Below are 12,122 nucleotides of genomic sequence, written 5' to 3' on the forward strand. Positions count from 1 at the left end.
TTTTTCTCCTATTTTCCAAAAATCTTGAATTTCTTGATTAAAAGCGGTGTCACGAACAGGTCGGCGAGCAATGCCGAGACAAGGCCAACGAACACCACGAAACCGAAGTTGAACATCTGCGTTGCGGCCGAGGTGGTAAAGCCAGCGAAGGTCGCCACCATGATAATCGTCGTCATCACGAGGGCCGGGCCCGCCGTGCGGAACACATTGAGAATCGATTCGCGGTAATCGTGGGTGCGGTCAAATTCCACATGCCCGTGGTTAATGAAGTGAATTGTGTCGTCAACGGAAAGGCCGATAATCATCGGGATGAGCGTCGCCGTCATCATGTCAAGCGGAATGTCCGTGAGTCCAAGGTAGCCGCCCACGAAAATGCCCGGCGCAATGTTCGGAATCATGCCGATAAGGCCCGTGCGAATGCTGCCGAAAACGATCATCAAAAGGACAGCCACGATGACTACAGAAATCAGGAACGACGTCATCTGGCCCACTTCCAGGTACTGCTGCATGGCGGTGAACTGCGGCAAGTTGCCCACGGCGGTCACCTTTGCGTCCGGGTAAAGCTTGCGTGCGAAATTCTGCAAGTCCTCGATTTCCTTCTGGAGTTCGTTGGAGTTGTAACTTGAAATTTCAATCATCAAGCGGAGTTTCCTGTAATCGTAATCCATCCAGTAGCTTGCTTCGCTGCCGCCCGCGTTTTCGTAGAGCAAAAGCAACTGAGCGACTTCTTCTTCCGTTTCGGGAATGGCGTATTTTTCCTGACGGTTTTCGTTCAGCGTGCGGTCCAAATCCTTGACGATGTCAAGAATCGAGGTGGAACGCTTGGTAAGCGGGTAGTTGCCGGCGTGTTCCTGCAACTGGTCCAACTTTTTCAGATTCTCGACTTCCTTGGCCTTGTCATTTGTACCAAAGTCAATCACCAAGTCGTAAGAGTAGAAACTTCCGATTTCGGATTCTGCCACGTAGAGCATCTTGTTCACGTATTCGACCTTGCGGCCCATAGTGCGTTCCACGTCAAAGGCGGGTTCTATCTTGGTGAGCCCGAAAACAGAAATTGCAGTCACGACGGCGAATACGATGGCGATGGGCTTTCCGTGCCCGAGAACGAACTTGCCGATAGAATCGAGAATGACTCCCATGCGCGTGTCGCCGCGTTCAAGCACCTTCGCGTTCGGCTTCTTGTCTTTACCGAAACTCAGGAGAATCGGCGAAACCGTCAGCGCCACGAGAAGAATGAATGCAATCGCAATCGACGAGAGAATGCCCACGGAGCGAATCGGCTTGAGCATCACCGAAAGGAAACTGAGCAACGCGACAATCGTGGTAAGGCCCGAGAACAGCACCGACCAGCCTGTTTCACGCATGGCGTAAAGCACCGATTCCTTGCGCTTGCCCGTAAGCATCATGTTCTTGCGGAAGAAAGAATTGATGTGAATGTTGTATGCAATCGAGACGGCGAAGGCCAAAATCACGGGCACCATGATGTTGGTCGCATCCATGTAAAGCCCGAGATAACCCACCAGGCCAAATGTCATGATGACGCCCGCAAAAGTCGTAATCAGCGGAGAGACAATTCCGCGGAGCGAACGCGTCACCAAGAACATCACGATGATGGCGCAGAGAATCGTCATGATGAAAATGCGGCCCATTTCTTCGCCGATGTATTTCAATTTCTGGAAACTCAGGTAGGGCATGCCTGTGGCACGCGGGTGCAGCGGCGCATACTTTTCCTTCGTGATGATTTCAGTTGTTTCGCGGCCCGTCTGCATGTCGGGCGCTTCTGCCTTCACGCCCTTCGCTTCGCCTTCGGCCTTCCACACGGAATCTTCGGGGAAGGGGCGCAGTTTGATGTTGATGAAGGCTTGCTTGCGGTCGCTCGAAATCAGCTTCTTCGCCAGTTCCGGCTTGTCGGCCAGTCGCTTCTCGATTTCGGCAAGTCCCGCTTCGTCTGTCGGGATTTCTTCGGGAACAATCTGCGTGATTTCCATGCCCTCTTCGGTGCCGAGCATGTATTCCAAATCGACAATCGAAGTTGCCTTGCCGTCGGAATACGAGAGGCTATCGCGCAGTTCGTTGGAAAGTTCGCGCAAAAGCTTCAGGTTGTCCGGCGTCAAGATGGAATGGTCGCTTTCGACCAGCACGCCCACGAAATAGTCGTTACCGAAAGTTTCCTTGAACTTGTCCGTTTCGACAAGCATCGGGTCGCCCTCGATAAAGTAGCTGTCCCACGACGCCTCGACGTAGATTTTTTTCATGCCCACGATCGAAACCGCAAGCAAAACGATAAACGCCACCAGCAAAATGGCTCGGTGGTTGAGCAAGAATTCGCCAAAACGGCCGAATCGCTCGTTGATTCTTTCAATGTTAATCTTTGGAAGGCTCATTGTATCCTCTTTTTTTGCGGTGCAAAAATAGGGAGATGGCCCTAAAAATTCTACTCCAAATGGTTTTGCTTAAAACCGAATGGGTGAAATAGCGGAATGGTTCTTACGGGATTGTCGCTATGAAATATGCCTATAATGCCGAAAAATTGGTTGAAATTCTGCTGAAGTTTAAGGATGCCTTGAAAAAGATTCCCCACAATGGGGCGACTTGCCTTTTGCAGAAAATTAGTGTATATTTCGAGAAAACCCTACGCTTCGGCAATGGAAAAGCAAGCTTTTCCGCTGCTCTCTGTTTGTAGGTTTTTAGCAGAGTATCTCACCGAAGATATTCAAAAGGAGTTGGATATGGCTTTCGTTAGCGTAGGACAGAAATACGGGTTCGTTAGCGCCGGCGATGTTTACCGCCAACGTATTGCCGATGCTCGCGCCGAAGAACGCCAAAAGGCTGAAGAAAAGGCTGAAAAGGCCCGTGACGAGGAACGTGCCGATGCAATCAGCGTGTTGCAGGATATGGGCATGACTCCGGAAAAAATCGCCGAGTTCAAAGCCAAACTCGAGGCTCTAAAAAAGTAGCTTAGAGAAGTTTTCAAAAAAAGAACGCCTACGGAAAAGAAAATCCGTAGGTGTTTTTTATGGGCGTTCCCCGGCTAAGGTCCCTGAGCTTGTCGAAGGGCGCCGGGTCGGGTGCTCAAGTTTAATGTGTACGGCTGTTTATGAAGGGTGCTTTAGGCTGGTGCTGTCAATGATTTTTGATACAACGGACATTGTATGAGCGTCTTGAATACAAACGTTCATTTTCTAATGTTGCAATATTTCCGTTAATATGGAATACATATGCTTCGCCAGGTTCGCCCTTTTCATTTTTTGCATAAGTCCAAAAGAAAACATCTCCACTCGCTAAAGCAGATTTGCCGGCCTCTCTATCAAGAAATCCTTTTGGAATTGCGGAAAACCTCAGTTTGTCTGTTGCCTGCGGCCAATCTGGCAAGTCTTTTGCCATTAAGGCGGAAACATTCTTTCCTGTTTCCTTGTATAAGGCGCTCCACTCAGTTGTATCAGGAAGATGCCATCCATCAGGACATTTTTGTAAAGCTTCTCTTATATTTAAAAAGTCTCTATTTTGCACTTGCAAGTTTTCACTCATCCAAATACTGCTATTTATTTTTGTAGCCCTGTATATATTGTTGTCCTGAGAATTTTTAAAATAGACATATTTATCATTAATTTTTCCTTTTGCAAATCTTCCCTTTGTGAATACGATTCCTGCTGTATTCGCCTCTTTAGAATCGGCCCATCCGTCTCGCGTACATGTCCAAATATAGTACTTTTCCTCACCAAATCTAGAATCATCGCACAGACCTTCAAAAACCTCTATTTCCTTTGCTCGACGGAAATGATCGAGTTTTTTATCGCACACAATGGTTTCTTTTGATCTTCGAGAATTTTCGTATGTTTTTATCCAATCTTTTTCAGGGCTTTCGCACAACTCTCCTGCTAATTGCTCAAATTCATCTGCTTCCCTATATTTTCCAATTTTTGCATCGCAAACAATTTTTCCACGGCCATCTTCATTTGTAATTATCCAGCTCTTTTCGGGATTTTCGCACAGTCCGCCTACTCTTTCGAATTCATCGGCGTCTCTCCAACCGACATTTTTGTCGCAAACGACTCTATTCGTTTTGTCTATCCAGCTTTTTTCAGGATGTTCGCACAATGTTCCTGCTATACGTTCAAATTTATTTGACTCCCTAAACTTTCCTGTTTTTGCATCACATACAACACTCTTAGACTCGTCAATCCAGCTTTGCTCTGGAGTTTCGCACAATCCTCCAATTTGCTCAAATTTATCTGCTTTTCTCCAACCGATATTTTTGTCGCATACGATTTTATTTGTTCTATCTATCCAACTTTTTTGTGGAGATTCGCATAGCCCTTGGGCGTAGCTTTCTACATCAGTCGCTATTCTATATCCGCCAATTTTTTTGTCGCAAACAATTGAAACTGTTTTTCCGTCAACAATGTATGTTTTTAGCCAGCTAGAATCAACTTTTTCACAAGGCTCCTGTGTGATGGATTCAAACTCATCTTCAAAACGGTATTTCCCTGTTTTCGCGTCACATATAAGATTGACTGAATCAGCTTGGTCTTGTAACCATAGGGGTAATTTTTTAGTCCAACTGAAATCCTTTGCTTCACAATGTTCGTTCAGGTAATTGGGATAATCGCTTAGTATTTTGTTACAAGAAAAAAGAGTTATTCCATTTTTCTTCGACATAGTCTTGTCAATGGATGGATAAACGATACATGCCCTTTTTACATAGGAAATTTCTAAATTTGAAGACTTGGCATAAGAATTAGTCAATCCTTGAACCCACCCCTCTTCTGTTCCTAAAGTGTATGTGAGGTTTTGATTCTTGTAATACTTTTGTACAAATTTGACCTTTTCTTTCCATATTTCGTCCATTGCGAACCATGGTATATTTAATAGATTTTTCCAAATGCTTGAAATAGGCAAATCAAAAGGCTCGGATAATCGTTTCGTTTTCTTTTTCTTGTTAACTTCTTTCGTTGCTTGTCCTGACTTACAAATTTGTTTTGCTTTTTTTGTGAAATCATCTAATTTTGCAAGACATTTATCAACTGCCTGTTGGGTGTAGTCAAAGGAACACATGATGGCATTGCCATATATGACTGCATTATGTTTGGTATCTCTTTCCTTTGAACCGATAATGTCCATCTTCGTTATTTTATAAAAATGTTCCAAATTTTTTAAACATTCTTTTGGCGGTATTGTTTGTTCTATTGTGGTATCAATTTCAACTTCTTTCATAAACCTAAGCAAACCCTTCTTATCCAACTCTTTTAGAATTTGATATCGAATGCTTGTTGGCTGCTCTTGTACGTACAAACTACAGGGCTTTATTGTTTCTTTATTTTGACAAAGGCTTTTTTCGACTTTTTTCCAATCTTCTAGAGTGGTTGTCTTCATCCAATCATAGCAGGCTTGAGCATGGAAGCTCGTCTTCTCTGTACATAGCATTTCTACATATTTATCTAAAAATTGGGGTGAACATTCGGAATGTTGATCTTTTTTGCAAGTGGGGTCATAATGTGGTGCTATACTTAGAATCCACTTGTAATCGTTAAATTTTTCTGAACCATAAATGAATTTAGCGTCCTTAATCGATAGATTTGGAGGAAGATACATTCCTGGTACGTTCATTTTTTGAGCCATATTGGCAGCAGTTGTGTAGTCGCCCTTATCAATAGCCTCTTTTAATCCAGCATGAACGCCTGCTGATGCATAAGGAATGGCAACTATTGCGGTAAAGAGTGCCCATATGCATTGTCTCAAATTATTAGCCATTGAAACTCCTTTTAGGTTGGTTGAGTTTACTTTTTTGCAAAGAGCCTTGCCAATTTTTGTGTAAATACAAAAAAGGCGCGAGTCGTTGCATTTATCACTCTGAGGCTCTGCAATGCCCGTACAAGATAAACGCAAACGACCCACGCCCCAAAAGGGCTGTTGCCCAATGGTCAAATGACCAAAGACCGACTATTAAGTCGGTGCGACAAACTGAAACACACCGCTAAAACGGCATGCCTGCGTGAGCGTTCGCCTTGCCCTCTTGTACGTGAAATTTGCAGATTTCAGAGCGAGAACAAGAGCTAAACTCTATTTTGCTTTAAAGATAACTTCAAAAAATCAAAATGGTGCAGCTTTTTTTTCAAAAAAAGCTGAATTTTTGTACGGATGAGCCCGAAAAGCCCTAAATAAAGCCGAAATGATATTCCAATTTGGATTAAAATTGTATATTTGGGGACGTCATCGGAAATGCCGGTGCTTTGGTATATCCCCCGACAGGGGCCCGCAGTATAATACTGCACCGAGCAAAATGCTCGGTTTATGGGGCATGCGTTCCATAGGTAAGGCTATGGGAAAAATCAAGGAAATCGTATTGTGTCGGCCGAAAGGTGGTATTTGGTTGGAAAGCTATGGCTATTGCCATGTTGCCGAGGAATATTATATATTTAGAGCGGAGGCTTCATTATGACCGAGAACCTTATCAAGAATGCGATGCATGCAATCAAGACGATGGACCATTCTAGGGAGGCTGCACTACGTCGGCTTCAGAGAGCGGGGATTCTTACAAAGTCCGGCAAAATGACTGCTCTCTACCGTAGGTGTATCAAGGCCCAAACGCCTAAAGGATAGATTTTATGGACGATATCTATTTAGATCGTCCTAATCTATACATAGGTTTTCATGGTTGCGAAAAGAGTGTGGGAATGGATTTGATTCTATATCCTACCCACATTCATATGAGTGCTCATGATTATGAGTGGCTTGGCCATGGTTTCTATGTGTGGGAAAATAATCAGGACAGAGCCTTGGACTGGGCTTGTAATCATCATCCTAAATTTAAAGAACCCTTCACGGTTGGCGTTGTCTATACGCTGGAGAAATGCCTTGACTTGACAGATAAGCATTTTATAGAACTTCTTTCGAATGACTATCCCGAATTTATTAAGGATATCAAGCATTTTGGAACATCCATACCGCAAAATACAGATTTGAAAGGAAACCCTGATCCTAGTGGAATTTTGAGATACCTTGATTGCTTCTTGATTGAACATGTTCATTCGGTAAATGATATCGCCGAAGATATTCCGTACTTTGACTCTGTTCGTGGTGCGTTTTCCGAAGGCACTCCAGCTTATCCTGGAACACAGTTTGGCGATAAGAATCATATTCAGGTATGCATACGCAATAAGAAATGTATTAAGGGATTTTTCTTGCCCAGATGCTAGAATCGCGTTAACCCCTTGGGTTGTTGACGGTCCATTTGGAGTGGTTTTTTGTGCGGTTTTCGGCTAATTTTGGCGCATGAAAAACGCTGATTTTGTTGACCGTTTGAGTCTCGCCGAAATGGGCGAAAATCGTTGCGGGACGGTCGCCCAGATTGAGGGCGATTCCCGCTTTATTTCAAGAATCGTTTCCATCGGACTTACGCCGGGTTCCGCCTTTACGCTCCTCAAGAATGACGGGCGCTCGCCGGTGCTCGTTTTTTGCCGCGATACGGTTATCGCTGTCAATCATAAAGAAAGTTCACAGATTTTTGTCAAGGTGGAATCGTAAAAATGGGCGAAATCAAGACTATTGCTTTGCTCGGGCAGCCCAATTCCGGTAAATCGACGCTTTTTAACAACTTAACGGGGCTTCACCAGCACGTGGGCAACTGGCCCGGCAAAACGGTGGAGCAGGCCGAGGGTGAATTTGTTTTTGATGGTACGACATATAAAGTAATCGACCTTCCGGGGAGTTACGGGCTTTCGGCGAACTCCGAAGAAGAAGTCGTTACCCGCGACTACATTCAGAGCGGCAAGGCCGACCTCGTGTGCATCCTGGTAGATGCGTCACAGCTAGAACGCAGCCTTTACATGCTGGCGGATTTTGTGGGCATTCGCATGCCCGTGATGCTGGTGCTCAACATGATGGATGTGGCCGAAGCGGCGGGCAAGAAGATTGATGCGTCTGCGATTGAAAAACGCCTCGGCGTTCCGGTGCTTGGTTTCAGCGCGGCCGAAACGGAACGTTATCCTGAATTTTTCAAGAAGATGGTTTCGGCCATCAAGACGCCTGTTTGCCTCGATAGCGGGAGCCTGCGCGAGGAACTCGTTAGCGGGGGAGAGCTTGCTGAAAAAACGGATAATCTCATTAGCCGCATCGAAGCGGCCCTCGGCGATTTTGAATACGGTGTGTGCGAAAAAATCTGGATTGTGGAAAAACTCCTCGAAAAAGACAAACTCATTTGCGGTGTCGTGCGCGAATCGCTTCCGTTTGCCCGCAAAAATGCGATTGAAGCAATCCTCGATAGCGACGAGGGACGCGACGGCGGTATTCTTACTGGTGAAGCCAAGTATCGCTGGGTTTCAAAGATTGTGCGTGAATCGGCGACGCCCAAGTCCATCGAGAAAGTCTTTAGCAAGTGGGACCGCATTGCCACGCACCATATCAAGGGAAAGTTCTTTGCGTTTGGTATCATGGTTGTGTCGCTGATTGCGTGCATGATTCTCGCTTTCCCGGGCATGGGAATTGGCTTTGGAATGCAACCTGTGTTACAGTCGCTCGTAGAACGTGTTGGCAATGCGCTTGGCGTCTGGCCTGTGGTGATTTCGTTCATCAATCTGGTGCTCGTCGGTGGAACTTGCATCACGATTTGTATGACAAGTTTCATTTTCGCTATCATTTTCGTATTCCGCATTCTCGAAGAAATCGGCTACATGGCGCGTTTCTCGTATGCGTTTGACAACTGGCTTTCGCGCCTGGGCTTGCAGGGCAAGGCAATTATGCCGCTGTTTTCCGGAATTGGCTGCACGGCGGGTGCAGTTTGCGGTACGCGCGTGCTTGATACCCGCGGGCAACGCCTGCTTGCGCTCGTTTTGTTGTGGGCGATTCCGTGCGGGAGCAAGGTGGCGGTGGTGCTGTTCCTGGCGTCGACTTTCTTCGGGTCGGCCGCACCGCTGTTCGGTATCGGCTACGTGGCGCTGATTTTTGCAAGCTTCTACTTGTCTTCGCGCCTGTTCGGAAAAAAGCTTGTCCCGCAGAATGAACGCGTGGGCATGATTATGGAACTGCCGCCGTATCACAAGCCGCACTGGAAGATGATTGCCGCGATGGTCGGACGCAGCACTTGGGGCATTTTCAAGAAGGCCTTGAAGATGATCCTGATGGTGGCGGCCCTTTTCTGGGCGCTCTCTTACGCAGGCGACGGAAATGTGGAAAATACTCTCCTGTACAAGATTGGTAATGCGATTGAGCCCGTGACGATGTTCTTTGGCATGCGCTGGGAGCTTTTCGTCTCTTACCTGGGCGGCATGTTCAGCAAGGAAGCTTCGCTTGGCATCATGAGCACGCTCTTCAACCATACCGGCGAGGCGTTCTCGCTCGTGACTCGCGTGGCTGCAAGTGAAAACCTGGGCGAGGCTCTTGCAAGTACCATCACCAAGCCCGAAGCGCTCGCGTTCCTGTTTGCGTCGATGTTCAATGTTCCCTGTGTGCTGGCGATGGGCACCACCTACCGCGAAGCGGGTTCAATCAAGTGGCTTGCTACAATCATGGGTTACTATCTCGCCCTTTCGCTCGGGCTCGCCTTTATCGGCTATCACATCGGTTTGCTTATTTTCTAACGGAGGAAATTTTATGAGCAATATCAGAACGACTGGAAAGAAATCTTCGAATACGTTGGTTCGCGACTTGGTGAACGTAGGCATATTTTCGGCACTTTATATCGTGCTTGGTTTTATGTCGTCGAGCATCGGCTACATTCCTGCCCTTATTGTTTTTTCGACCGCGAGTATCGCGCTTGTGACGAGCGTACCCATGTTCCTGTTTTATTCGAAAATAGAAAGGCCGATTCTGTGCTGCATGCTTTTCTGCGGCATTTTCGGGGGCGCAATGTTAGTGATGGGTCAGAGCATTATCATGTTTGCGATAAGCCTTGCAGTTGGGCTACTGTCGGGAACAATTCTGAAAGTCATAGGGAAAAATTTTGCTGGCTTGTACATGGCAAACATTGTCTTGAGCCTAATGAGTTCTTCGATGATGCTTCCGCTTTGGCTTTATACCGAGGAATATCTAGAATATACCCGTGGCATGTGCGACGAAGGTTACGTTGCGAAGTTGGCGGAACTTTCTAACAGTATCTGGCCCCTGGTCGGAATTTACACCTTCGGCATCTTGGGTGCCGTTATCGGTGAACTCGTGGCCCGCCGCATCATGAAAAAGCATTTTGAACGGATCGGTCTTGCCCGGTGAAATTGGATCCGCGAACAAAACTGTTCTTAACGATTGCGGGAAACAGCATCATTCTTTCCGCGCCAGTGATTTACGGCGCTATGATTGTTGTTTTGCCGGCAGTTTTATTGGTGCTTGAAAAAAGATGGCGGTTTTCCCTGCTCTTTTCTTTCTTGTACGCAATATCTGCATTCAGTTTTGATTATTTAAAAACGATGGATGTCGGGCTGGCGGGCACGCTGTTTGTCTCGACGATGATGCTTGTTTCGCATGTGATGCCGATAAGCGTTATTTTTTACTATGTCATGACGACTACCAAGGTAAACGAGTTCATGGCAGGAATGTCGAAGATGCATATTCCTAACAAAGTGACGATTCCCTTGGCGGTGATGATTCGCTTTTTCCCGACCGTATTCGATGAAGCCCGCGATATCGGGAATGCAATGCGCATGCGGGGCATTCGCCTGTTCAGCCTGCGGACATTAAAGAACCCGCTTGCCATTTTGGAATACAGACTTATTCCGTTGTTGGTGTCACTCACGAAAATCGGGGATGAACTTTCGGTGGCGGCGACGACGCGCGGACTTTCGCCAGAAACGAGACGTAGTTGCATTGTCAAAATCGGATTCCACGTTCAAGATGTTGTCGTGTTTGTTTATTGTTTGGCCGTTATAGCACTGCTTTGTGGTATTACTCCGTTTTCTGTCATTCTGGAGGAAGGTCCCTGAGCTTGCCGAAGGGCCGACCGATAGAATCCATTATTATGAATATTGCCTTAAAAAACGTTTCCTTCTCCTACGCAGAATCTCTTGACGACGCCGTCATCAAGAACTTGAATTTCGAAATCAAGTCTGGCGAATGCGTTGTGCTTGTGGGGGAGTCGGGTTGCGGAAAGACGACCATTTCCAAACTGATTAACGGTCTTATTCCGCTTTATCAATCGGGAACGATGGCGGGCGACGTATTGCTCGGCGACAAGAATACCGCCGACATGACGCTTGCTGAAATTTCAAGGCACGTGGGTTCCGTTTTCCAAAATCCGCGTTCGCAGTTTTTCAACATCGATACCGACAGTGAAATCGCCTTCGGCTGCGAAAACTTGGGAATGGATCCGGAGGAAATCAGGGAACGCGTGAATCGCGTCGTGAAGGAATTCCACATAGAACATTTGACGGGCCGAAATATCTTCCACCTTTCTGGCGGAGAAAAGCAAAAAATCGCCTGCGCTTCGGTCTCTGCGACCGATCCGGAAATTTTCGTTCTCGACGAGCCCTCGGCTAATCTTGACTTGAAAACCGTCGCGGACCTCGCCGAAATCATCAAATTATGGAAATCTCGCGGCAAGACCGTTGTTATCGTGGAGCACCGCATCCATTACCTGCGCGAAATTGCAGACCGGATTTGCTACGTAAAAGATGGCTGTATTGCGCACGAATGGACTCCTGCGGAACTCGAAGCGAAAGGCCCGGAATATGCGGCAAGCCTCGGACTGCGCTGCATGAATTTGGAACAACTTAAAAATAAGGTCCCTGAGCTTGCCGAAGGGCCGGAAAGTTCGAAGGAGCCTGCGAAGCGAACTCTTAAAGAATCATTGGTCTTCAAAGACCTCCATTTCGCCTACAATCGCAAATTCCCGGTTCTTGACATTCCGGAACTTTCACTCCCGCGCAATCAAATCACTGCCATTATCGGGCATAATGGAGCCGGGAAATCGACGCTGGCCCAGGTGCTGTGTGGGCTTCGCGGAACCTGGCGACAAAAACGCAAGGCGCGTAAATACGGCGCATACCTGATTATGCAGGATGTGAACCACCAGCTGTTTACAGAAAGCGTCCTTGACGAAATTTTGTTGGGCATGAATTCGCAAGATGAAAACGCCGCCCTAGAAATCCTTGAAAGGCTTAACCTGAAAGATTACGCTAGCTGCCACCCGATGGCGC

The 12,122-nt window shown here is 46.7% G+C and carries 9 protein-coding genes; 7 read left to right on the top strand and 2 right to left on the bottom strand.

Annotated features, from left to right (window positions below; genetic code table 11):
* Positions 1-8 precede the first annotated feature (8 nt).
* Complete coding sequence (locus tag Q0W37_RS11005; RefSeq protein ID WP_297701556.1) at positions 9-2,384, bottom strand: MMPL family transporter; 2,376 nt, start codon at positions 2,382-2,384, stop codon at positions 9-11.
* 345 nt (positions 2,385-2,729) lie between these two features.
* On the opposite strand from Q0W37_RS11005, the gene Q0W37_RS11010 reads away from it, so the two are divergent.
* Entirely contained in the window at positions 2,730-2,957 is a 228-nt protein-coding gene (locus tag Q0W37_RS11010) for a hypothetical protein (protein ID WP_297701558.1), read from the top strand.
* A gap of 166 nt (positions 2,958-3,123) precedes the next feature.
* On the opposite strand, the gene Q0W37_RS11015 is transcribed toward Q0W37_RS11010, so the two are convergent.
* Positions 3,124-5,751, bottom strand: a complete 2,628-nt coding sequence (locus tag Q0W37_RS11015; protein ID WP_297701560.1) for an FISUMP domain-containing protein — start codon at positions 5,749-5,751, stop codon at positions 3,124-3,126.
* Between the two features lie 854 nt (positions 5,752-6,605).
* Between Q0W37_RS11015 and Q0W37_RS11020 the strand changes: the two genes are divergently transcribed.
* From Q0W37_RS11020 to Q0W37_RS11045, 6 genes are all read left to right on the top strand, one after another.
* The gene (locus Q0W37_RS11020) at positions 6,606-7,196 is read left to right on the top strand and encodes a hypothetical protein (protein WP_297701562.1); all 591 of its coding nucleotides are present in this window, start codon (positions 6,606-6,608) and stop codon (positions 7,194-7,196) included.
* Between the two features lie 76 nt (positions 7,197-7,272).
* Positions 7,273-7,524, top strand: coding sequence for a FeoA family protein (locus Q0W37_RS11025; protein WP_233143049.1), 252 nt, complete (start codon positions 7,273-7,275; stop codon positions 7,522-7,524).
* 2 nt (positions 7,525-7,526) lie between these two features.
* On the top strand, positions 7,527-9,575 hold the full coding sequence (gene feoB / locus Q0W37_RS11030) for a ferrous iron transport protein B (protein WP_297701564.1): 2,049 nt from the start codon (positions 7,527-7,529) through the stop codon (positions 9,573-9,575).
* Between the two features lie 13 nt (positions 9,576-9,588).
* A complete protein-coding gene (locus Q0W37_RS11035; protein ID WP_297701566.1) occupies positions 9,589-10,203 on the top strand; it encodes an MptD family putative ECF transporter S component in 615 nt (204 codons plus the stop codon).
* On the top strand, positions 10,200-10,910 hold the full coding sequence (locus Q0W37_RS11040) for an energy-coupling factor transporter transmembrane component T (protein ID WP_073192217.1): 711 nt from the start codon (positions 10,200-10,202) through the stop codon (positions 10,908-10,910). The genes Q0W37_RS11035 and Q0W37_RS11040 overlap by 4 nt, the downstream gene beginning before the upstream one ends.
* A 35-nt stretch (positions 10,911-10,945) precedes the next feature.
* The coding region (locus Q0W37_RS11045; RefSeq protein WP_297701569.1) for an ABC transporter ATP-binding protein at positions 10,946-12,122 on the top strand (1,177 nt) is incomplete at its 3' end.

The sequence above is a fragment of the uncultured Fibrobacter sp. genome, from assembly GCF_947166265.1.
GTDB lineage: Bacteria > Fibrobacterota > Fibrobacteria > Fibrobacterales > Fibrobacteraceae > Fibrobacter.